Raw genomic sequence first — 21,570 nt, 5'->3', positions numbered from 1 at the left:
GCGATGCGACACCCCAACCCCCCATCCGCCCGGCGCCACGCGCCGCTGGTGCTGGCCCTGGCCGCCGTGCTGGCGGCAGGCGCCGCGCTGGCCGAGTCCGGCACCGTGCTCAAGCCCACCGAACTGCGCAGCGAGCCCCTGGGCTCGGCCGGCGTGGTGGGTCGCCTGGCCGCCAAGGAATCGGTGGACATCACCGAACGCAAGGGCGCCTGGGCCGGCGTCAAAACCCCGGCCGGCGCCGCCGGCTGGGTGCGCATCCTCAACCTGCGCACCGGCACCGCCGACGGCAAGGCCGCCGGCGGCGGCAATTCGCTGGCGGCGGTCTTCCAGACCGGCTCCAGCGGCGGCGCGGTCACCACCGGCGTGAAGGGCCTCTCGCCCGACATCCTGCGCGGCGCCTACCCGGCCATGTCGGAAGTCGAGATGCTCGAGACCCTGGCCGCCTCTACCGACGACGCCCGCCTGTTCGCCATGACCGGTGGCCTCTCGGCCCAGAAGGTGGATTACCTCAAGGAAGGCCGCGGCGGCCGGAGGAAGCAGCGATGAACCGTACCCGCAACCGTGCCTTGGTCGCCGCGCTGGCGATCGCCCTGGCCGCGCCCGCGGCCGCCTTCAGCCGCCTCGGCGACGCCGAGCGCCTGTTCGGCCTCGGCAAGAAGGCCGCCGACGCCACCGCGCCCATCACCGACGAGCAGGAAATCGAGCTCGGCCGCGGCATCGCCGCGAACCTGCTGGGCGCCCGCCCGCTGGTGCGCGACCAGGCCCTGCAGCAGTACGTGAACCGCATCGGCCTGTGGCTGGCCCTGCAGACCGAACGCCCCGACCTGCCCTGGCGTTTCGGCGTGATGGACAGCACCGACGTGAACGCCTTCGCCCTGCCCGGCGGCACCATCCTGATCACCCAGGGCCTGTACGACCGCCTGCGCGACGAGGCCGAGCTGGCCTCGGTGCTCTCGCATGAAATCGCCCACGTGGTCGAGCGCCACCAGGTGAAGGCCATCAAGAAGGAAATGGGCCAGGCCTTCGCCACCGAGCTTGCCGGCGAAGCCGCGGGCCGCAGCGACAACACCATGGTGCAGATGTTCGGCGAGAAGGCCTTCAAGGCCGGCACCGAGGTGTTCGTGCGCGGCCTGGACAAGGGCGACGAGTACCAGGCCGACGTGCGTGGCATGGTCATCGCCGCGCGGGGTGGCTACAACCCCTACGCCCTCGCCGGCGTGCTGCAGACGCTCGACGGCACCCACGCCGACGACACCGGCGTGGCGCTGATGTTCTCGACCCACCCCACCTCGGTCAGCCGCATCGAGCACCTCGAGAACGTGGTGGGCGACAAGCTGGAGGCGTTCGCGAACGTCGAAACCCCGGCGCGCATGGTGCGGCCGCAGCAGCCCTGAAACGAAAACGGCGCCCGGGGATCCCCGGGCGCCGCGTTGTTCAGGAGGTCATGCGTTCCCAGAACGCCTTGACGCCGTCGAGGAAGCCGCTGGAGCGCGGCGAATGGCGGGCGCCGTGTTCGCCCTCGAAGGTGGACTCGAAATCCTTGAGCAGCTCGCGCTGCTTCGCCGTGAGGTTCACCGGCGTCTCCACCACCACCCGGCACAGCAGGTCGCCCGGCGCGTGCGCGCGCACCGACTTCACGCCCTTGCCGCGCAGCCGGAACAGCTTGCCGGTCTGGGTTTCGTGCGGGACCTTGATCAGCGCCTCGCCGCCCAGCGTGGGCACCACGATGTCGGCGCCCAGCGCGGCCTGCGAGAAGCGGATCGGCACTTCGCAATAAAGGTCGTTGCCGTCGCGCTGGAAGATGGCGTGCTGGCGCACGTCCACCTCGACGTACAGGTCGCCCGGTTGCGCGCCCGGCGGGCCAGCCTCGCCCTCGCCCGCGAGGCGGATGCGGTCGCCGGTGTCGACGCCGGCCGGGATCTTCACTTCCAGCACCTTGTCCTGCTGCACCCGGCCGTTGCCGTGGCAGCTCTTGCAGGGCTTGGCGATGGTCTGGCCGCGGCCGCCGCAGGCCGGGCAGGCCTGCTGCACGGCGAAGATGCCGCGCTGCATGCGCACCTGGCCGCGGCCGGCGCAGGTCTTGCAGGTTTCGACCTTGCCGTCCTCGGAACCGCTGCCCTTGCAGGGTTCGCAGGCCACGAGCGTGGGCACCTCGATGCGCTTCTCGACGCCGAAAACCGCCTCCTCGAGGTCGAGCTCGACCACGTAGCGCAGGTCGGCGCCGCGACGCGGGCCGCGCTGGCGGCCGCCACCGAAGATGTCGCCGAAGATGTCGCCGAAGATGTCGTTGACGTCGGCGAAACCCGGGCCGCCGTTGCCGCCGCCCATGCCATTTTCGAAAGCGGCATGGCCGTGCTGGTCGTACATGCGGCGCTTGCCGCCGTCGGACAGGACTTCGTAGGCCTCCTTGGCCTCCTTGAAGCGCACCTCGGCCTCGGCGTCGCCCGGGTTGCGGTCCGGGTGGAATTTCTGGGCCGCGCGCCGGTAAGCCTTCTTCAGCTCATCCTCGGTCACGCTCCGGGAAACCCCGAGAACTTCGTAGTAGTCGCGCTTGCTCATCAACCCATCCCAAACCCATCAATCCCGGAAAGTGGCTCGGGCCGCATCCGCGGCCCGGCCCCGTCGGCGTTGAGCCGCGCAAAGCGCGGCTCGAACGCCGACACATATTCGGGCCGCGCGCAGCGCGGCGGGAACATGCTTATTTGTCGTCCTTGACCTCGGTGAACTCGGCGTCCACCACGTCCTCGGCCTTGCCCTTCGGGCCGGCGTCGCCGCCGTCCTGCGGGCCCTGGTTGCCAGCCGCGGCCGCCGCGTAAAGCGACTGCGCGGCCTGCTGCAGGGCGTTGGTCTTGGCCTCGATCTGGCCCTTGTCGTCGCCCTTCATCGCGGTCTCGAGCTCGGACAGCGCGGTCTCGATGCCGGCCAGCTGCTCGCCCGGCACCTTCGAGCCGTGCTCGGTGATGGCGGTGCGGGTGGCGTGGATGAGGCCATCGGCGGCGTTGCGCGCGGTCACCAGCTCGTGGAACTTCTTGTCCTCCTCGCGGTGCGCCTCGGCATCGCGCACCATCTGCGCGATCTCCTCCTCGCTCAGGCCCGAGCCGGCCTTGATCTCGACCTTCTGCTCCTTGCCGGTCTTCTTGTCCTTGGCCGACACGTGCAGGATGCCGTTGGCGTCGATGTCGAACGACACCTCCACCTGCGGCATGCCGCGCGGCGCCGGCTCGATGCCGCTGAGGTCGAACTTGGCCAGCGACTTGTTGAAGCGGGCCTGTTCGCGCTCGCCCTGCAGCACGTGCACGGTCACGGCCGACTGGTTGTCCTCGGCGGTGGAGAACACCTGCGAGGCCTTGGTCGGGATGGTGGTGTTCTTCTCGATGATCTTGGTCATCACGCCGCCCAGGGTCTCGATGCCCAGGCTCAGCGGGGTGACGTCGAGCAGCAGCACGTCCTTGACGGTGCCGGCCAGCACGCCGCCCTGCACCGCGGCGCCGATGGCGACGGCTTCGTCGGGGTTCACGTCCTGGCGCGGCTCCTTGCCGAAGAACTCGGCCACGGCCGCCTTCACCTTGGGCATGCGGGTCTGGCCGCCGACCAGGATGACGTCGGAGATCTCGCTGGCGCGCAGGCCGGCGTCGTTGAGCGCGACGCGGCAGGGCTCGATGGTCTTCTTGACCAGGTCTTCCACCAGCGCCTCGAGCTTGGCCCGGGTGAGCTTGATGTTCAGGTGCTTCGGGCCCGAGGCGTCGGCGGTGACGTAGGGCAGGTTCACCTCGGTCTGCTGCGACGAGGACAGCTCGATCTTGGCGCGCTCGGCCGCGTCCTTCAGGCGCTGCAGGGCCAGCGGGTCCTTGCGCAGGTCCATGCCCTGCTCCTTCTGGAACTCCTCGACGAGGTAGTCGATGACGCGCTTGTCGAAGTCTTCGCCGCCCAGGAAGGTGTCGCCGTTGGTGGCCAGCACCTCGAACTGCTTCTCGCCGTCGATCTCGGCGATCTCGATGATGGACACGTCGAAGGTGCCGCCGCCGAGGTCGTAGACGGCGATCTTGCGGTCGCCGCCCTTCTTGTCCAGGCCGTAGGCCAGCGCGGCCGCGGTGGGCTCGTTGATGATGCGCTTGACGTCGAGGCCGGCGATGCGGCCGGCGTCCTTGGTGGCCTGGCGCTGGCTGTCGTTGAAGTAGGCCGGGACGGTGATCACTGCCTCGGTGACGGCCTCGCCCAGGTAGGCCTCGGCGGTCTTCTTCATCTTCTCGAGCACGCGCGCGGAGATCTCCTGCGGCGCCATCTTCTTGCCATCGGCGGTCTGCACCCAGGCGTCGCCGTTGTCGTGCGCGACGATGCCGTAGGGCACCAGGTCGAGGTCCTTCTTCACTTCCGCGTCGGCGAACTTGCGGCCGATCAGGCGCTTCACCGCGTAGAAGGTGTTCTTGGGGTTGGTGACGGCCTGGCGCTTGGCCGAGGCGCCGACGATGACCTCGCCGTCCTTGGTGAAGGCGACGATGGAGGGCGTGGTGCGGTCGCCCTCGGAATTCTCGATGACCTTGGCCACGCCGCCTTCCATCACGGAAACGCAGCTGTTGGTGGTGCCCAGGTCGATGCCGATGATCTTGCCCATGGTGATGCTCCCTGAAGGATCGGATTCTGTGGTTGCGGCGGCGGCCGCGGATGGTTCGAAGATGGGGCCCGCCGCGGGTTGTTCAAGGCCCGTGAAGGGCTCAGTCGGCGGCGACCACCACGAGGGCCGGGCGCAGCAGGCGCTCGTTGAGCGCGTAGCCCTTCTGGAACACCTGCACGACCGTGCCGGGCGCCGCGCCCGGGGACGCGAGCTGGCTGATGGCCTGGTGCCATTCGGGGTCGAAGGCCTGGCCCTGCGGGTTCACCTGGGTCAGGCCGTTGTCCTCGCCCACCTTCAGCAGCTGGCGCAGGGTCAGCTCCAGGCCGTCCTTGAGCGGGCCGGACTCGCCGGCGGCGGCCACCAGGCCGGCCTCCAGGCTGTCGAGCACCGGCAGCAGCTGGGACAGCAGCTTCTCGTTGGCGAAGCGGCGGGCCTGGTCGACGTCGCGGACCAGGCGCTTGCGCTGGTTGTCGAGCTCGGCGCGCTCGCGCAGGGCTTCCTCGCGCAGGTTGGCCAGGGCATGGCGCAGCTGCTCGAGCTCGTTGCCCAGGGTGTCGGTGTCGAGGTCGGGGACGTCGGCGGGCGCCTGCGCGCCCGGGGTCGGGTTTTCGCTGTGCATGGGTTTCCAGTGGCTGCCCCGCGTCCGGCGGGGGTCGGCAAGGCTATGGGGCCGAGGGCTCGGGATTCAAGGCGGCGCCCAGCAGGTCGGCCGTGGCCTGGACCATCGGGATGACCCGCTCGTAGGCCATGCGGGTGGGGCCGATGACGCCCAGCACGCCCAGCACCTTGCCGTTGGCGCCGTAGGGCGCGGTGACCACGGTGCAGGCGTCGAGCGGCGCGAGGCCGGTCTCCTCGCCGATGAACACGCGCACGCCCTGGGCCTGCAGGGTGCGGTCGAGCAGCTGCAGGATCTCGCGCTTGCGGGCGAAGGCTTCGAACAGGTCGCGCAGGCGGTCGAGGTCGGAGAGGTCCTGCAGGCCCATCAGCCGGGTCTGGCCGGCCAGCAGCATGTCCTCGGCGCTGGCCGGGCTGGCGGCGGCGCCCAGGGCCTGCTCCGACAGCTCCACCGCGGCCGAGAGCAGGCGCTCCATCTCGCTGCGGGTATCGCGCAGGTCGCGCAGCAGCACGGCGCGGATCTCGGCCAGCGGGCGGCCGGCGAAGTTCGCGTTGAGGTAGTTGGCGGTCTGCTCGAGTTCCGACGGGGTGTAGGTGCGGCGCGGGCTGATGATGCGGTTCTGCACCTCGTTGTCGGTGAAGACCAGGATCACCAGGATGCGCTGGCCGTCGAGCGGCACGAAGTCGATGTGGCGGAAGGCGAACTGGCTGCGCTGCGGCACGGTGACCACGCCCACGAACTGGCTCATGGCCGAGAGCAGCTCGCTGGTGTTCGACAGCAGGGCCTGGGTGCCGGCGCCGGCCGGCAGCTGGGCGCGCAGCTGCATCACCTCGGCGTCCTGCAGCGGTTTCATCTGCAGCAGGCTGTCGACGAACACCCGGTAGCCCTGGGCCGTGGGCACGCGCCCGGCCGAGGTGTGCGGGGCCGAGACCAGGCCGATTTCCTCGAGGTCGGCCATGATGTTGCGGATGGTGGCCGGGCTCACGTCCAGCCCCGAGCGCTTGGCCAGCGTGCGCGAACCCACGGGCTCGCCGTCCCGGATGTGCTGGGAAATCAGGGTCCGCAGCAGGCGGCGGGCGCGCGGGTCGAGGCTCAGGTCCATCTGCCATAGATAAGGCCGCGATGCCCCGGGCGCAAGCCGGCGCATTCCTACGCCAGGCCGGGTCGGCGGCGTCTTGGCCCGTGAGACGGGGGCAGCGCAGGCTGCCGGCTTTCAGGCAGAATCTGGCCCGCCATGCTCAGCCACCTCACGCTCCAGGACTTCGCCGTCGTCAGCCGCGCCGAACTGGCCTTCGGGCCCGGCATGACCGTGGTTTCGGGCGAAACCGGCGCCGGCAAGTCGCTGCTGGTGGACGCGCTGATGTGGCTCACCGGCGCCCGTGCCGACGCCGGCATCGTCCGCCACGGCGCCGAGCGCGCCGAATTGGCCGCCGAATTCCGCCTTTCCGACGCCCCGGCGGCCCTGGACTGGCTGCGCGAGAACGAACTCGACGACGGCGACGGCTGCCAGCTGCGGCGGGTCATCCGCGCCGACGGTGGCTCCCGCGCCTGGATCAACGGCCGCCCCGCCACCCTGGGCCAGCTGTCGGAGCTGGGCGGCCTGCTGGTGGAAATCCACGGCCAGCACGAACACCAGGCCCTGCTCGACCGCGGCCAGCAGCTGGCCCTGCTCGACGCCTTCGGCCAGCACGCCGGCCTGCTGGCCGAGGTGCGCGAACTGGCCCGCCGCTGGGCCGCGCTGGACCGCGAACTGGGCGAACTGGCCCGCGCCGGCGACGTCGGCGACCGCATCGCCTGGCTGCAGCACCAGGTCGAGGAACTGGCGGCCGAAAACCTCGACGCCGCCGACCTGGGCGAACTGGCCGCCGCGCACCGCCGCCAGGCCAATGCGGCCGGCCTGCTGCAGGGCTGCCAGGCCGCCCTCGCCCGCCTGGCCGGCGACGAGGGGCTGTCGGTGCAGCGCCTGCTGCACCAGACCCGCGGCGACCTGCAGCGCCTGGCCGCCGACGAACCGCGCCTGGCCGAGGTACTGGGCCTGCTCGAATCGGCCGGCATCCAGCTGGCCGAGGCCGCCGCCGGGCTGGAGCGCCTGCACGACGATTTCGACCTCGACCCCGAGCGCCTGCGCCGGCTCGAGGAGCGCCTGGCCCGCCTGCACGAGCTGGCCCGCAAGCACCGGGTGCCGCTGGACGCGCTGGCCGCGCGCCGCGACGCCCTGCAGGAGGAACTGGACGGCCTGAGCGGCGCCGGCGAACGCGCCGCGAAACTCGGCCGCGAACTCGACGCCCTCGCCCGCGACTGGCAGGCCGCCGCCAGCCGCCTGGGCCAGTCGCGCGCCGCCGCCGCGGCCCGTCTGGGCCAGGCCGTGGCCGCGCTCATGTCCGAACTGGGCATGGGCGGCGGCGTGTTCACGGTGGCGCTGGAGCCGCTCGACACGACCCGCCCGGCCCCGCAGGGCGCCGAACGCTGCGAATTCCTGGTGTCCGCCAATCCCGGCCAGCCGCCGCGCGCGCTGCGCAAGGTGGCCTCGGGCGGCGAACTGGCGCGCATCAGCCTGGCCATCGAAGTGGCCGCGCTGGGCCTGGACGCGGTGCCGACCATGGTGTTCGACGAGGTGGACACCGGCATCGGCGGCGCCGTGGCGGAAGTCGTGGGCCAGAAGCTGCGCGCCCTCGGCGCCGAGCGCCAGGTGCTGTGCGTCACCCACCTGCCCCAGGTGGCGGCCCAGGGCCACCACCACTACCGGGTCAGCAAGGCCGTCGAAGCCGACGCCACCCACAGCCAGGTCGAAGCCCTGGACCCGAAGGCCCGCGTCGAGGAACTCGCCCGCATGCTCGGCGGCGTCGAGATCACCAAGGAAGTCCGCGCCAACGCCCGCCAGATGCTCTCCCGCGCCCAGGAAAGCTGATTTTTTCCCGCAACTATTTCTTTTTCTTGGCGCGGACGTAGAGCACCAGCGAGTGCTCTTCGATGACGTAGCCGTGCTTGGCGGCGATTTCGTGCTGCAGGCGCTCGATCTCGGGGCTGGTGAACTCGATCACCTTGCCGGTGTCCACGTCCACCATGTGGTCGTGGTGCTGGCCGCGGTCGAGTTCGTAGACGGCCTGGCCGCCCTCGAAGTTGTGCTTGAGCACCAGGCCCGCGGCCTCGAACTGCGTGAGCACGCGGTAGACCGTGGCCAGTCCGATGTCGTCGCCCTTTTCCAGCAGCTGCCGGTAGATGTCTTCGGCGGTCAGGTGCTTGGGGCTGGTGCTTTCGAGCACATCGAGGATGCGGATGCGCGGATGGGTGACCTTGAGGCCGGCCTTTCGCAGGTCCTGGGATTCCATGTCGTCTCCTGAATACCGTCCGTCGCGCGGCGCGGGCGTGGCTGGCGGCTGCAATCGGTAGTGTATCATCGGGCCGTCACCGACCCCGGATCAGCACGCAATGCGCAAGGCCCTGACGCTCCTCCTCGCCACCGCCCTGATCGGCGGCTGCGGCATCATCTACCGACAGCCCGTCTTCCAGGGCAACCTGCTGGAATCGAAGAACGTCGAACAGCTGCAGGTCGGCATGACCCGCGGCCAGGTGTTCAGCCTGCTGGGTTCGCCGCCCATCGCCGACCCGTTCCACCAGTCGCGCTGGGACTACGTTGCCACGGAACGCCGTCGCGTCGGTGACACCGAGGTGAAGAACCTGACCCTGTGGTTCGAAGGCGATTCGCTGGCGCGCTGGGAAGGCGAGTATTTCCCCGAGGCCGATTCCAAGCTCGCCGCCGAGATGCGCCGCTTCGGCAACCTCGCGCGCGACAAGGACAAGCCGCGCCGCCCCGCCCCGAGCGGCGGCTAAGCCTTCCCGGCTTCGCGGGCGCGGCGCCGCCGCGCCTGCTTCGGGTCCGCCAGCAGCGGCCTGAGCACCTCCACCCGGTCCCCGTCGCGCAGCAGCGTTTCCAGCGCCACCGCCTGCCCGAACACCGCCAGGCCGGCCGGATCCGCCACCCAGCCCGGCACCACCGCGGCGATGTCGGCCGCGGCCAGCGCGTCGGCCACCGTGGCCCCCGCGGGCAGCCGCAGCGGCCAGCGCCAGCAGCGCGCCGGCAGCGCGTAGACCACTTCGACGGAAAGCGCGCCGGCCGCCATCTCAGGCCCGGTCGGCCTCGCGGCAGAAATCGTCCACCATGCGGTCGGCCACGCCCTGGAAGCCGATGGCCAGGGCCGAACCCAGCACCTTGCCGGCCACCTCGAAATCCATGGCCAGGCTGACCTTGCAGGCGTCCTCGGCGAGGCTGTGGAAGTGCCAGGCGCCGGTGAGCTTGCGGAACGGGCCCTCGACCAGCTGCAGGTCGATGCGGGTCGGCGCCTCCAGGGTGTTGCGGGTGGTGAAACTGGTGCGCAGGCCGGCCAGGCGCAGGTCCAGCCGGGCCAGCATGTGGGTCTCGGAAACTTCCAGCACCTGCGAGGACTCGCACCAGGGGAAACGCGCCGGATAGGCAGCGACGTCGTTGACCAGGTCGAACATGCGCCGGGCCGAATGCCGCACCAGCGCGTGCCGTTGGATGCTCGTCATGGGACAATGGCCGCCAAGGAAAGGACATGTCGAAGAAAAACAGCGCCAAGAATACCGGAAGCGGCAAGGACAAGGCGGAAGCCAACAAGACCATCGCCCTCAACCGCAGCGCCCGGCACGACTACCACCTCGAGGCCCGCTTCGAGGCGGGCATCGCCCTGCAAGGCTGGGAGCTCAAGTCCATCCGCGCCGGCCGCATGAACATGGGCGACGCCTACGCCGTGGTGAAGAAGGGCGAGATCTTCCTGTTCGGCGCCCAGATCACCCCGCTCAGCCAGGCCTCCACCCACGTGGTGGCCGACGACCGCCGCACCCGCAAGCTGCTGCTGCACCGGCACGAGATCGACAAGCTCGTCGGCAAGGTCGAGCGCGACGGCTACACGCTCATCCCCACCGCGGCCTACTGGAAGGGCAACAAGGTCAAGCTGGAACTGGCCCTGGCCAAGGGCAAGCAGTCGCACGACAAGCGCCAGGCCAGCAAGGACCGCGACTGGCAGCGCGACAAGCAGCGCGTCATGCGCCGCGCCAACAAGAACGCCTGATCCCGCGGGAGGGCCTCCAGGGCCCCGCAAGCATCAATCGCGCCTGAAGGCGTCCCCGCATGGCCTTGTGGCGGGGCGGGGCCAGCCCCATACTGGTGATGTCGGTTGATCAAAGATTTCCGAGTTTCCGGGGGTGTCCTGGCTTCGACGGGGGTCGCAAAGTCGACTGGCGCATGCCGAGGGGGCAGCTTTCCTCGTTAATCCAGCGGCAAAACCTTAGTTGCCAACGACGACAACTACGCTCTCGCCGCTTAAGGCGTAAGCCCCGAACCCACTTGTGCCCGTGCTCGTGGATGTAGGGTCATCATCACGGAACAGCTCCCGGCGGCGACCCGCCAACCGGGAGTGAACTTAGCGGGTGTGGACGACGGTGTGCCTCGCACGTTGTGTTGCCGTCGTACGAGAACCAACAACGAGCTAAGCATGTAGTGCCGGAGATGGAGTGCTCTCGGACGGGGGTTCAACTCCCCCCACCTCCACCAAACACGCCAACGCCGCCCCCGGGCGGCGTTGCCGTTTCCGCGGTGGCTCACCCGCCGAGCTTGCGCAGCGACAGCGCGTTGACGCAGAACCGCAACCCGGTGGGCGGCGGGCCGTCGGGGAACACGTGGCCCAGGTGGCCGTCGCAGGCGTTGCAGGTGATCTCGACGCGCCGCATGCCGTGGCTTTCGTCCATCCGGTAGGCCACGGCGGCATCGGCCAGCGGCGCCGTGAACGATGGCCAGCCGCTGTGCGATTCGAACTTGCTGCCGGCGTCGAACAGCGGCGCGCCGCAGCAGGCGCAGCCATAGCGGCCGGGCTCGAACAGGCTGCACATCGGCGAACTGAAGGCACGCTCGGTGCCGGCCTCGCGCGTGACGTGGAAGACGTCCGGCGGCAGGAGCTCGCGCCATTGCGCCGGGCTGCGTTCGACCCGTGCCGGCGGCATGGGGTTGCCACGGGCCAGGCGTTCGAGGACGTCTTTCCAGGTATGCATGCGCGCTATCCTAACCCCGGCCTGCGTCGAGGCTGCGTACAAGGGGACAGCGCGTGGAGACCATCAGCTTCTGGCCGCATGTCGGGGTTTCCATCATCGCGATCGCGCTGATCGCCGTCGGGTTCACCCTGCGGGCAAGGCCCCGGGGCATCTTCCTGCTCTGGCTGGGCGTCGCGGCGATGCTCGGGCTGGTGCTGCACACCATCCTGGCCGCCGTCGGCCCCTGACCCGGGCTGGCGACCATGTTGCGAGGCATCGCCACGCTCCCGCGAACCGTCTGGCTGGTCGGCCTGGTCAGCCTGCTCAATGACAGCGCCAGCGAGATGCTCTATCCGCTGGTGCCGCTGTACCTGGCTTCGGTGCTGATGGCGGGCCCCAAGGCCCTCGGCCTCATCGAAGGCCTGGCCGAGGCCACCGCCAGCCTGCTGAAACTGGTGTCTGGCGTCCTGAGCGACCGGACGCGGCGGACCAAGCCCTGGCTGGTGTTCGGCTATGGCATCGCCGGCTTCGCCCGCCCGCTGGTGGCCTTCGTCACTTCCTGGCCCTGGCTCCTGTGCATCCGCGTCGCCGACCGCGTCGGCAAGGGGCTGCGCAGCTCGCCCCGGGACGCGCTGCTCGCCGGCAGCGTGGCCCCGGGCCAGCGCGGGCTGGCCTTCGGCCTGCATCGCGCGATGGACAACGCCGGCGCCGTGGCCGGCCCCCTGCTCGCCGCCCTGCTCCTGGCCGCGGGCATGCCCTTGCGCGACATCTTCCTCTGGTCGGTCCTGCCTGCCATCGCCTGCCTGGGCCTGACCTTGCTGATGCGCGAACCCGCGGCCCTGCCCTCCCCGGCGCACCGCGGCTTCGACTGGCGCGTCCGGGACATGCCGCCGATGCTCCGGCGCTACCTGGTCGTGCTCGCGCTCTTCACCCTGGGCAATTCCTCGAACATGTTCCTGCTCCTGCGCGCGAGCGAGCTGGGCGTGCCCGCGTCGCAGGTTCCCCTGCTCTGGGGAGCCGTGTCCGCCGTGGCCATGGTGTTCTCGACGCCGCTCGCCGCGCTTTCCGACCGTTGGGGGCGGAAGCGGCTGCTGGTGGGCGGCTATTTCGCCTACGCGGCCTTCTACCTGGCCCTCGGCTGGACCACCCCCGGCCTGGGGATGCTGTTCGTCCTGTTCGCGGGCTACGGGCTGTTCCTGGCCGCGACCGAAGCCACCGAAAAGGCGCTCGTCGCCGACCTCGCCCCGGCGGACCGGCGGGGCACGGCCTTCGGCTGGTTCAACCTGGTGGCCGGCGCACTGCTGCTGCCGGCCTCGGCCCTGTTCGGATGGCTGTACGAGGCGGTGTCACCGGCCCTCGCCTTCGGCGTTTCGGCAGCCTGTTCCGCCGGCGCCGCCCTGCTGATGCTGGGCTGGGTCCAGGGCGCCCCGGCCAGGCCCTAACCTTCCCCGTCCTGCCCCAGGTAAGCGGCGACGCCGGTTTGCGCCGCGGCCACCGCCGACTGCGCCGCCACGATGGTGGCCTGGGCCTGGGTGATGGCGGCCTCGGCGGCGGCGATCTCGGCCCGCACCTCGCCGACGCTGGCGATGGCGCGCTGGACCATGCCCTTGAGTTCGTCCACCTGCGCCCGCGTGGCCTTGCCCTGGGCCGCCTGGGCCTGCGCCTCGGCCAGCCGCTGGGCGGCGACGTTGCGCGCCGACTCGGCGCGGGTCAGGTTGGCCCGCGCGGCCTTGAGCTGCGTGTCCCGGGCCTGGAACTCCACCCTGGCCGCTTCCACGGCTTCGGCGGCCAGCTTCAGCTGGGCCTCGACTTCGGCGCGGCCCGGGGCCGGCGTTTCATCCGTGCGCGCCTGCGCCGGAACGGCGGCCAGCAGCGCCAGCAACAATCCACCCGCGGCCAACGGCCGCCATGCTTTCGTATCCAAGCGACTCCTCCCGTGAACAGGCAGGCCGCCCCCTTCGGACCACGCCAACGGCCGGAGTCTAACCGGTTTTCACACGAATGCGACCCTGCCTCAGGCCACGTAGACGGTCTTGATGTTGGTGAACTCGTGGATGCCGTGGCCGGCCAGCTCGCGGCCGAATCCGCTGGCCTTGGTGCCGCCGAAGGGCAGCCGCACGTCGCTCCTCACCAGCGAATTGACGAAGCAGGCGCCCGCCACGACCCGGGCCGCGACGCGCTCGCCGCGGGCTGCGTCGGCCGTCCAGACGCTGGCGCCCAGGCCGAAGGCGGTGTCGTTGGCCACGCGGATGGCCTCGGCCTCGTCGCGCACGCGGATCAGGCTGGCCACGGGACCAAACAGCTCCTCGTCCCAGGCCGGCATGCCGGGCGCGACGCCATCGAGGATCGTGGCCGGATACACCGTGGCGCCCTGCCCCGGCTCGCCGCCCAACAGCACCCGCGCGCCTTTCTCCACGCTGGCCCGGACCTGCCGGTGCAGTTCGTCGCGCAAGTCGGCGCGGGCCATGGGCGCCAGCGTGGTGGCCTCGTCGTTCGGGTCGCCCGCGCGCAGCGCCGAAGCCGCCGCGGCGAAGGCCTGGATGAACCGGTCGGCCACCGCCTCCACCACGATGAAGCGCTTGGCGGCGATGCAGGTCTGGCCGGCGTTGCCGAAGCGCGAGGCCACGGCCACCGGCACGGCCTTGGCCAGGTCGGCGTCCTCCAGCACGATGAAGGGGTCGCTGCCGCCGAGTTCCAGCACGCACTTCTTCAGGTGCTTGCCCGCGGTGGCGGCTACCGAACGGCCGGCGCGTTCGCTGCCGGTGAGCGTGACGGCCTTCACCCGCGGGTCGGCGATGACTTCCGCGGCCTGTTCGCTGTCGATGTGCAGCACGCCGAACACGCCCTCCGGCACGCCCGCGTCCGCAAGCACGGCCGCAATCGCGTCGGCGCAACCGGGCACGTTGGTGGCGTGCTTGAGCAGGGCCACGTTGCCGGCCATCAGGCCCGGCGCCAGGAAGCGGAACACCTGCCACAGCGGGAAGTTCCACGGCATGATCGCCAGCACGCAGCCGATGGGCTCGTAGCGCACGTAGCTGCGCGCGGCTTCGGTGCCGATGGTTTCCTCGCGCAGGTAGTCGCCGGCGTGGCGCGCGTAATAGCGGCAGGCACCGGCGCATTTTTCGATCTCGGCCAGCGCCTCGCGGCGCAGCTTGCCCATCTCGGCCGTCATCGTGGCGGCGATGGCGTCGCGGCGGGCGTGCAGTTCGTCGGCCACGCGCAGCAGCAGCGCGCCGCGCTCCCCGAGCGGGCGCGCGGCCCAGGCCGGGAAGGCGCGGTCGGCGGCGGCCAGCTTCGCCTCCACGGCGCCGGCGGACATCATGGAATACGCGCGGACCTCCCCGGTCCAGGGATCGCGGTTCTCGACGGTCATGGCTTCAACCCTTCTGCAGCGCCAGCTGGATGTCGCGCTGGCGTTTCTTGTCTTCGCGCGTCATCACCCACCAGCCGATGACGGCGGCGACGGTGACGACCAGGATCATCAGGGTCGCCAGCGCGTTGATCTTGGGGCTGACGCCCAGGCGCACCGACGAGAACACCTTCATCGGCAGCGTGGTGGACGAGGGGCCCGAGACGAAGCTGGCGATCACCAGGTCGTCCAGGCTCAGGGTGAAGGCCAGCAGCCAGCCGGAAATCAGCGCGGGCGCGATGATGGGCAGGGTGATCACGAAGAACACCTTCAGCCGGTTCGCGCCCAGGTCCATCGCCGCTTCCTCCAGCGAGCGGTCCAGCTCCTGCAGGCGCGATGAGATCACGACGGTCACGAAGGCCATGCAGAAGGTGACGTGGGCGATCCAGATGGTCAGCATGCCGCGCTGCTCGCCGATGCCGATGACCGGGCCGATGGACACGAACAGCAGCAGGATGGACAGGCCGGTGATCACTTCCGGCATCACCAGCGGCGCCGTGATGAGCCCGCCGAACAGGGTCTTGCCGGGGAAATGGCGGAAGCGCGTCATCACCATCGCCGCCATCGTGCCCAGCACCACCGAGGCGCAGGCGGTCCAGAACGCCACCTGGATGCTCACCCAGGCCGCGTCCATCATCTGCTGGTCGCGGAACAGTTCGCCGTACCACTTCACCGAGAAGCCCGACCACACCGTGACCAGGCGGGACTCGTTGAACGAATAGACCATCAGGCTGAGGATGGGCGCGTACAGGAACACGAAGCCCAGCACCAGCATGGCCCGGGTGAAGCCGGAATTGCCGCGGCCGGGGCTCATGTCAGCTTCGACTCCATTTCCTTCGACTGGTAGCGGTGGAAGATGGTGATGGGAACGATCAGCAGCACCAGCATCACGATCGCCACGGCCGAGGCCACCGGCCAGTCGCGGTTGTTGAAGAATTCCTGCCAGAGCACGCGGCCGATCATCAGGGTGTCGGCGCCGCCGAGCATCTCCGGGATGACGAACTCGCCCACCACCGGGATCATCACCAGCATCGAACCGGCGATGATGCCGGCCTTCGACAGCGGCAGCGTGACCGTGAGGAAGGCCTTCCAGGGCCGCGCGCCCAGGTCGGACGCGGCCTCGAGCAGGCGGTGGTCGTGCTTGACCAGGTTCGAATACAGCGGCAGCACCATGAACGGCAGGTAGGCGTAGACGATGCCGATGTACACCGCCACCGGCGTGTGCAGGATCTGCAGCGGCTCGTCGATGAGCCCCAGCCCGATCAGGAAGTTGTTGAGCAGGCCGTTGTTCTTGAGGATGCCCACCCAGGCGTAGATGCGGATCAGGAAGCTCGTCCAGCTGGGCAGGATGACCAGCATCAGGGCCACGTTGCGGGTGGCCGGGTCCATGCGGGCGATGGCGTAGGCGATGGGGTAGCCCAGCAGCAGGCAGAGCGCCGTGGACACCACCGCGATCTCCAGCGAGCTCAGGTAGGCGTTGACGTACAGGCTGTCGCGCACCAGGAACAGGTAGTTCGCGGTGTTGATGGTCAACTGCACCTTGTCGCCGGCCCACTGCACCAGGTCGGTGTAGGGCGGCATGGCGATGGCGGCGCTGGCGAAGCTGATCTTGAGCGCGATGGCGAACGGGATGGCGAAGAAAAGCAGCATCCACAGGTAGGGCACCGCGATCACCAGCCAGCGCGAGCCCGGCAGGCGCCTCCGCACCGAACGCAGCAGCCTGCCGGTCACGAAGTGAGCACCACGCCGGCCTGGTCGCCCCAGCTCAGCCAGACGCTGTCGTTCCAGGTGAACTTCTCGCTGGCCCAGCGCTGGCTGTTGACCATGTTCGCCAGCAGCTTGGTGCCGCCCGGCAGGCGCACGTGGAATACCGAGTGGCTGCCGAAGTAGGCGATGTCCTCGATGGTGCCGCGCACCTTGTTGTGCGGCTGGGCGGGTTCTTCCTTGTCCACCTGGATCTTCTCGGGGCGCAGGGCCAGGGCCACCGCCTGCCCTTCGAAGCCGGTGACGCCGTGGCCGACGTAGACAAGGTGCTCCATGGCCGGGCTGGCGATGGTGACGAAGTCCTTCTCGTCGTCCTTGATCTGGCCCTCGATCAGGTTCACCGAGCCGATGAACTCGGCGGTGAAGCGGCAGCTCGGCTGCTCGTAGATCTCGTCGGGGGTGCCGACCTGGCGGATCCAGCCGGCATCCATCACCGCGATGCGGTGGGCCATGGTCATGGCCTCTTCCTGGTCGTGGGTGACCATCACGCAGGTCACGCCCAGGCGCTCGACGATGTTCACCAGCTCGAGCTGCATCTGCGAACGCAGCTTCTTGTCGAGCGCGCCCATGGGCTCGTCGAGCAGCAGCAGCTTGGGGCTCTTGGCCAGCGAACGCGCCAGCGCCACGCGCTGCTGCTGGCCGCCCGAGAGCTGGTGCGGCTTGCGCCTGGCGTACTTGCCCATCTGCACCAAGGCCAGCATTTCCTCCACCCGCCGGGCGATGTCGGCCTTGGCCATGCCGTCCTGCTTGAGGCCGAAGGCCACGTTCTGCTCCACGCTCATGTGCGGGAACAGCGCGTAGGACTGGAACATCATGTTGATGGGCCGCTCGTAGGGCGGCAGCCCGACGATGTCCTGGCCGTCGAGGATGATCTGGCCCTTGGTGGGCCGCTCGAAGCCGGCGAGGCAGCGCAGCAGCGTGGACTTGCCGCAGCCCGAGGCCCCCAGCAGGGCGAAGATCTCGCCCTTGCGGATGGACAGGCTGACGTCGTCCACCGCGACGAAACCGTCGAATTCCTTGCGGACCGACTCGATGCGGAGGTAACCCTCCGCACCGAGCATGTCGTTCTTCGGGGCGCCGGCGAGGGCGCCGCTTGCCGTTGCTGCCATCGTGGCTTACTGCCCGGTCTTGAGTGTGGTCCAGTGGCGCGTGAACAGGCGGTCCACTTCCGGCGGCAGCACCGCCAGGGTGAACAGCTTGGCCTTGGTCTCCTCGGTCGGGTAGATGCCCGGGTCCTGGAGCACGGCCTCGTCCACCAGCGGCAGCGCCGCCTGGTTGGCGCTGGCGTACATCACGTAGTTCTGCACGCCGGCCATCACCTCGGGGCGCATCAGGTAGTCGAGGAACAGGTAGGCGTTGTCCACGTTGGCCGCGCCCTTGGGGATGGCCAGCATGTCGAACCACATGGGCGCGCCTTCCTTCGGGATCGAATAGGCGATCTCGATGCCCTTGCCCGCCTCGGCGGCGCGGCCCTGGGCCTGGATGATGTCGCCCGACCAGCCCACCGCCACGCAGATGTCGCCGTTGGCCAGGTCGTTGATGAACTGCGAGGAATGGAAGTAGGTGATGTGCGGGCGCAGTTCCTTCAGGCGGTCCACGCCCTTCTGGATCACCGCCTCGTCGAAGCTGTTCGGGTCCTCGCCCAGGTAGCGCAGCACCGGCGGGATGATCTCGGACGGGGTGTCGAGGATGGCCACGCCGCAGCCCTTGAGCTTGGCCAGGTTCTCCGGCTCGAACACCAGCGCCCAGCTGTCCACCGGCGCGTCCTCGCCCAGCGCTTCCTTCACCTTGGCCACGTTGTAGCCGATGCCCGTGGTGCCCCACAGGTAGGGCAGCGCGTGGGCGTTGCCCGGGTCGTTCTGGGCCAGCAGGGACATGAAGGCCGGGTCCAGGTTGCCGTAGTTGCTGAGCCGGGACTTGTCGAGTTCCTGGAACACGCCGGCCTGGATCTGCCGCGAAAGGAACGTGAGCGACGGAACCACGATGTCGTAGCCGGTGTTGCCGGCCATGAGCTTGGCCTCGAGCACCTCGTTGGAGTCGAACACGTCGTAGGTGACCTTGATGCCGGTCTCCTTCTCGAAGTTGGCGATGGTGTCCTCGCCGATGTAGTCCGACCAGTTGTAGACGTTGAGGACCTTGGGCGCGGCCTCGGGCGCGGCGGCGGCCTGTTCCCCGGCCCCGTCGGCGGGCTGCTCGCGGCCGCAACCGGCGGCGAGCAGGGCGACAAGCAAAGCGGACATCCTGAGTTTCATCGGCACTCTCCCCAAAAAGGTGAATGAAACAGCGGTTCCTGCGGATTGCATCATACACACGGCCCGCCAGGCCCCGGCACGCCGGGGCGGCGGGCTCAGCCGGTCGGCATGCCCAGCTCCTTCGCGGTCATGTCGAGCGATTTCCAGGCCTTCTCGGCCAGCTCGTCCACCTGCGCCCGGGTGATCACCAGGGGCGGCGACAGCAGCATCGAATCGTTGGTGGCGCGCAGGATCAGGCCGTTGCGCAGGGCGACGTCGCGGCACAGCTGCCCCACCCTGCCCCGGTCCGGGAAGAATTCCCGCGCCGGCTTGCGCGGCACCAGTTCCAGCGCGCCCACCATGCCGGCGATGCGGGCCTCGCCCACCAGCGGGTGTTCGCCCAGCGCCTTCCACTTTTCGGCCAGGTAGGGGCCGGTGTCGGCCTTGCAGGTCTCGACGATGCGCTCGTCCTGCAGGATGCGGATGTTCTCCAGCGCCACCGCCGCGCAGACCGGGTGCCCCGAGTAGGTGTAGCCGTGCGCCAGTTCGCCGCCCTTGGTGGCCAGCACGTCCGCCACCCGGTCGTTGAACATCACGGCGCCCAGCGGGATGTAGCCCGAGGTGATGCCCTTGGCCAGGGTCATCACGTCCGGTCGGAAGTCGTAGTACTGGCTGGCGAACCACTCGCCGGTGCGGCCGAACCCGCAGATGACCTCGTCGGCCACCAGCAGCACGTCGTACTTGCGGCAGATGCGCTCGATTTCCTTCCAGTAGTTGCGCGGCGGGATGTAGACGCCGATGGCGCCCATGATCGGTTCGCCGATGAAGGCGGCCACGCGGTCGGGGCCGAGTTCGAGGATCTTGTCCTCCAGCCGCTTCGCGCAGTGCAGGCCGTATTCCTCCTCGCCCATCTCGCCGCCGTCGCCGAACCAGAACGGCGGGTCGATGTGGTGGATGTCGGGGATGGGCAGGCCGCCCTGCTTGTGCATGCCCTTCATGCCGCCCAGGCTGGCGCCGGCCACGGTGGAGCCGTGGTAGCCGTTGTGGCGGCCGATGAAGATGTTCTTGTGCGGCTGGTCCTGCACCGCCCAGAAGTGCCGCACCAGGCGCAGGATGGTGTCGTTGGCCTCGGAACCGGAGTTGGTGAAGAACGCGTGGTTGAGGTCGTGCGGCGTGAGCTCGGCCAGCTTGGCGGCCAGGTGCACCGTGGGTTCGGTGGTGCAGCCGAAGAAGCTGTTGTAGTAGGCCAGCTGCGTCATCTGCCGCGAGGCCACCTCGCCCAGTTCCTTGCGCCCGTAGCCGACGTTCACGCACCACAGGCCGGCGAAGGCGTCGAGCAGCTTGTTGCCCTCGGCGTCCCAGACGTAGCAGCCCTCGCCCTTGGTCAGGATGCGGGTGCCCTTCTTGGCCAGCGCGGCGTTGTCGTTGAACGGGTGCAGGTGGTGGGCGGCGTCGAGCGCCTGCAGGGTCCGGGTGTCGATCGAGTCCATGGGTGCTCCGAGGGGTTCAGACGTTCAGCAGCAGGAACTCGCGTTCCCAGGAGCTGATGACGCGCAGGTAGGTCTGGTGTTCCTTGTCCTTGACCGCCGTGTAGGCGCGCACGAAGCGTTCGCCCAGCAGCTGGCGCAGCGGCTTGCAGGCGCGCAGCTCGGCGATGGCCTCCTCCAGCGAACGCGGCAGGTCGTAGCCCTTGGCGTGCGCGCTGCCGGCCAGCGGCTCGGTGGGCTGCAGCTTTTCCTTGATGCCCAGGTAGCCGCAGGCCAGGGTGGCGGCCAGGGCCAGGTAGGGGTTGACGTCGGAACCGGCGAAACGGCTTTCGACGCGGGCGTTTTCCGGCGTGTCCAGCGGCACGCGCAGGCCGCAGGTGCGGTTGTCGTAGCCCCACTGCACGTTCTTGGGCGAGACCTCGCCGAAGGCCAGACGCCGGTACGAGTTCACGTTCGGGCCGAAGAAGGCCATGGCCGCCGGCACGTACTTCTGCAGGCCGCCCATGTAGTTCATGAAGACCTCGGTGTGGGCGCCGGCCTTGCCGCTGGAGAACACGTTCTTGCCAGTCTTGAGGCTGTGCAGGCTCTGGTGGATGTGCATCGAGCTGCCCGGCTCGTTTTCCATCGGCTTGGCCAGGAAGGTGGCGTAGATGCCGTGGCGCATGGCCGCCTCGCGCATGGTGCGCTTGAACAGGAACACCTGGTCGGCGCGCGACATCGGGTCGGCATGCACGAAGTTCACTTCCAGCTGGGCCGCGCCGGATTCGTGCACCAGCGTGTCCACGTCCAGGTCCATGGCCTCGCAGTAGTCGTACATCAGGTCGAGGATGGGGTCGAATTCGTTGACCGCGTCGATCGAATACGACTGCCGCGCCGTTTCCGGGCGACCGTTGCGGCCCGCCGGCGGCTGCAGCGGGAAATCGGGGTCGGTGTTGCGCTGGACCAGGAAGAATTCCAGCTCGGGCGCGATCACCGGCTGCAGGCCGAGGCCTTCGTACAGCGCCAGCACGCGGCGCAGCACGTTGCGCGGGGCCAGTTCGTGCGGGCGGCCGTCCTTGGTGAAGCAGTCGTGGATCACCTGCGCCGTCGGGTCGGTGGCCCAGGGCACCATGCGGATGGTCTCCGGGTCCGGGCGCAGCACCATGTCGGAATCGGAGGGGCTGACCAGGTCGTCGTACTCGTCCGGGTATTCGCCGGTCACCGTGGTGGCGAAGATGCCCTCGGGCAGGCGGGTGCCGTAGTCGTGCGAGAACTTCGCGGCCGGGATGATCTTGCCGCGCGCGTTGCCGGTGATGTCGGGCACCAGGCACTCGACCTCGGTGATGCGGCGGTCCTTGAGCCAGCGCTTGAGCGTGCTCTCCTGCTGTTCCTGCTCGGTCTTTACTGGTTCTTTCTTCTTGGCCATG

Annotated in this window: 23 protein-coding genes and 1 other RNA gene; 8 read left to right on the top strand and 16 right to left on the bottom strand. The window is 69.5% G+C overall.

The genetic code is table 11. From position 1 onward, the window contains the following. The first annotated feature begins 3 nt into the window (after positions 1-3). Positions 4-546: an SH3 domain-containing protein gene (locus tag N790_RS05425; protein WP_043801753.1), complete on the top strand. Its 543-nt coding sequence runs from the start codon at positions 4-6 to the stop codon at positions 544-546. Continuing rightward, complete coding sequence (locus N790_RS05420; RefSeq protein WP_043801751.1) at positions 543-1,394, top strand: M48 family metalloprotease; 852 nt, start codon at positions 543-545, stop codon at positions 1,392-1,394. The genes N790_RS05425 and N790_RS05420 overlap by 4 nt, the downstream gene beginning before the upstream one ends. Before the next feature lie 40 nt (positions 1,395-1,434). Here N790_RS05420 and dnaJ read toward each other — a convergent pair whose 3' ends face one another. The 4 genes from dnaJ to hrcA all read right to left on the bottom strand — a co-directional run bounded on the left by dnaJ (position 1,435) and on the right by hrcA (position 6,330). Continuing rightward, the gene (gene dnaJ, locus N790_RS05415; protein WP_043801749.1) at positions 1,435-2,559 is read right to left on the bottom strand and encodes a molecular chaperone DnaJ; all 1,125 of its coding nucleotides are present in this window, start codon (positions 2,557-2,559) and stop codon (positions 1,435-1,437) included. A 139-nt stretch (positions 2,560-2,698) separates the two neighbouring features. Continuing rightward, positions 2,699-4,612, bottom strand: a complete 1,914-nt coding sequence (gene dnaK, locus N790_RS05410) for a molecular chaperone DnaK (protein ID WP_043801745.1) — start codon at positions 4,610-4,612, stop codon at positions 2,699-2,701. Between the two features lie 100 nt (positions 4,613-4,712). Further along, positions 4,713-5,231, bottom strand: coding sequence for a nucleotide exchange factor GrpE (gene grpE, locus N790_RS05405; RefSeq protein WP_043801743.1), 519 nt, complete (start codon positions 5,229-5,231; stop codon positions 4,713-4,715). 43 nt (positions 5,232-5,274) lie between these two features. Then, positions 5,275-6,330, bottom strand: a complete 1,056-nt coding sequence (gene hrcA, locus N790_RS05400; protein WP_043801742.1) for a heat-inducible transcriptional repressor HrcA — start codon at positions 6,328-6,330, stop codon at positions 5,275-5,277. A 132-nt stretch (positions 6,331-6,462) separates the two neighbouring features. On the opposite strand from hrcA, the gene recN reads away from it, so the two are divergent. After that, the gene (gene recN / locus N790_RS05395; protein WP_043801739.1) at positions 6,463-8,136 is read left to right on the top strand and encodes a DNA repair protein RecN; all 1,674 of its coding nucleotides are present in this window, start codon (positions 6,463-6,465) and stop codon (positions 8,134-8,136) included. Positions 8,137-8,149: 13 nt separating this feature from the next. Here the strand turns inward: recN and fur are convergent, their stop codons facing one another. Then, positions 8,150-8,557, bottom strand: a complete 408-nt coding sequence (fur, locus tag N790_RS05390; RefSeq protein ID WP_043801737.1) for a ferric iron uptake transcriptional regulator — start codon at positions 8,555-8,557, stop codon at positions 8,150-8,152. Positions 8,558-8,657: 100 nt separating this feature from the next. Here fur and N790_RS05385 point away from each other — a divergent pair, with 100 nt between their 5' ends. After that, a complete protein-coding gene (locus N790_RS05385; protein WP_052385709.1) occupies positions 8,658-9,059 on the top strand; it encodes an outer membrane protein assembly factor BamE in 402 nt (133 codons plus the stop codon). Here the strand turns inward: N790_RS05385 and N790_RS05380 are convergent. Then, positions 9,056-9,349, bottom strand: a complete 294-nt coding sequence (locus N790_RS05380; RefSeq protein ID WP_043801734.1) for an RnfH family protein — start codon at positions 9,347-9,349, stop codon at positions 9,056-9,058. The genes N790_RS05385 and N790_RS05380 overlap by 4 nt on opposite strands. Position 9,350: 1 nt before the next feature. Then, complete coding sequence (locus N790_RS05375) at positions 9,351-9,776, bottom strand: type II toxin-antitoxin system RatA family toxin (protein WP_043801732.1); 426 nt, start codon at positions 9,774-9,776, stop codon at positions 9,351-9,353. Positions 9,777-9,802: 26 nt separating this feature from the next. On the opposite strand from N790_RS05375, the gene smpB reads away from it, so the two are divergent. Both smpB and ssrA read left to right on the top strand, forming a co-directional pair. After that, positions 9,803-10,318: an SsrA-binding protein SmpB gene (smpB, locus tag N790_RS05370; protein WP_043801730.1), complete on the top strand. Its 516-nt coding sequence runs from the start codon at positions 9,803-9,805 to the stop codon at positions 10,316-10,318. A 129-nt stretch (positions 10,319-10,447) separates the two neighbouring features. Continuing rightward, positions 10,448-10,800, top strand: a transfer-messenger RNA (tmRNA) gene (ssrA, locus tag N790_RS15520). Between the two features lie 47 nt (positions 10,801-10,847). On the opposite strand, the gene msrB is transcribed toward ssrA, so the two are convergent. Then, entirely contained in the window at positions 10,848-11,294 is a 447-nt protein-coding gene (gene msrB, locus N790_RS05365) for a peptide-methionine (R)-S-oxide reductase MsrB (protein WP_043801728.1), read from the bottom strand. A 53-nt stretch (positions 11,295-11,347) separates the two neighbouring features. Between msrB and N790_RS15925 the strand changes: the two genes are divergently transcribed. Both N790_RS15925 and N790_RS05360 read left to right on the top strand, forming a co-directional pair. Next, the gene (locus tag N790_RS15925) at positions 11,348-11,521 is read left to right on the top strand and encodes a hypothetical protein (protein WP_156969948.1); all 174 of its coding nucleotides are present in this window, start codon (positions 11,348-11,350) and stop codon (positions 11,519-11,521) included. A 15-nt stretch (positions 11,522-11,536) separates the two neighbouring features. Next, entirely contained in the window at positions 11,537-12,715 is a 1,179-nt protein-coding gene (locus N790_RS05360; RefSeq protein ID WP_043801726.1) for an MFS transporter, read from the top strand. On the opposite strand, the gene N790_RS05355 is transcribed toward N790_RS05360, so the two are convergent. The 8 genes from N790_RS05355 to N790_RS05315 all read right to left on the bottom strand — a co-directional run bounded on the left by N790_RS05355 (position 12,712) and on the right by N790_RS05315 (position 21,569). Continuing rightward, positions 12,712-13,197 (bottom strand): hypothetical protein, encoded by a 486-nt coding sequence (locus tag N790_RS05355; protein WP_156969947.1) that lies wholly within the window; start codon positions 13,195-13,197, stop codon positions 12,712-12,714. The two genes, N790_RS05360 and N790_RS05355, sit on opposite strands and share 4 nt — an antisense overlap. Positions 13,198-13,287: 90 nt before the next feature. After that, positions 13,288-14,646 carry an NAD-dependent succinate-semialdehyde dehydrogenase gene (locus tag N790_RS05345; protein ID WP_043801721.1) on the bottom strand — a complete coding sequence of 453 codons (1,359 nt, stop codon included), beginning with the start codon at positions 14,644-14,646 and terminating at the stop codon, positions 13,288-13,290. Between the two features lie 4 nt (positions 14,647-14,650). Next, positions 14,651-15,496, bottom strand: a complete 846-nt coding sequence (locus N790_RS05340; RefSeq protein ID WP_052385707.1) for an ABC transporter permease subunit — start codon at positions 15,494-15,496, stop codon at positions 14,651-14,653. Further along, complete coding sequence (locus tag N790_RS05335) at positions 15,493-16,401, bottom strand: ABC transporter permease subunit (protein WP_043801816.1); 909 nt, start codon at positions 16,399-16,401, stop codon at positions 15,493-15,495. The genes N790_RS05340 and N790_RS05335 overlap by 4 nt, the downstream gene beginning before the upstream one ends. An 8-nt stretch (positions 16,402-16,409) precedes the next feature. Then, entirely contained in the window at positions 16,410-17,507 is a 1,098-nt protein-coding gene (locus N790_RS05330) for an ABC transporter ATP-binding protein (RefSeq protein WP_043801720.1), read from the bottom strand. A gap of 54 nt (positions 17,508-17,561) precedes the next feature. Further along, positions 17,562-18,698, bottom strand: coding sequence for an extracellular solute-binding protein (locus N790_RS05325; RefSeq protein ID WP_043801718.1), 1,137 nt, complete (start codon positions 18,696-18,698; stop codon positions 17,562-17,564). A gap of 95 nt (positions 18,699-18,793) precedes the next feature. Then, positions 18,794-20,167: an aspartate aminotransferase family protein gene (locus tag N790_RS05320; RefSeq protein ID WP_043801717.1), complete on the bottom strand. Its 1,374-nt coding sequence runs from the start codon at positions 20,165-20,167 to the stop codon at positions 18,794-18,796. Between the two features lie 16 nt (positions 20,168-20,183). Beyond that, entirely contained in the window at positions 20,184-21,569 is a 1,386-nt protein-coding gene (locus N790_RS05315) for a glutamine synthetase family protein (RefSeq protein ID WP_043801715.1), read from the bottom strand. Between the last annotated feature and the right edge of the window lies 1 nt (position 21,570).

This window comes from Arenimonas malthae CC-JY-1 (assembly GCF_000747075.1).
Taxonomy (GTDB): Bacteria; Pseudomonadota; Gammaproteobacteria; order Xanthomonadales; family Xanthomonadaceae; genus Arenimonas; species Arenimonas malthae.
The sequence above is the reverse complement of the archived record's forward strand: the minus strand, read 5'-3'. Positions and strand labels throughout refer to the sequence as shown.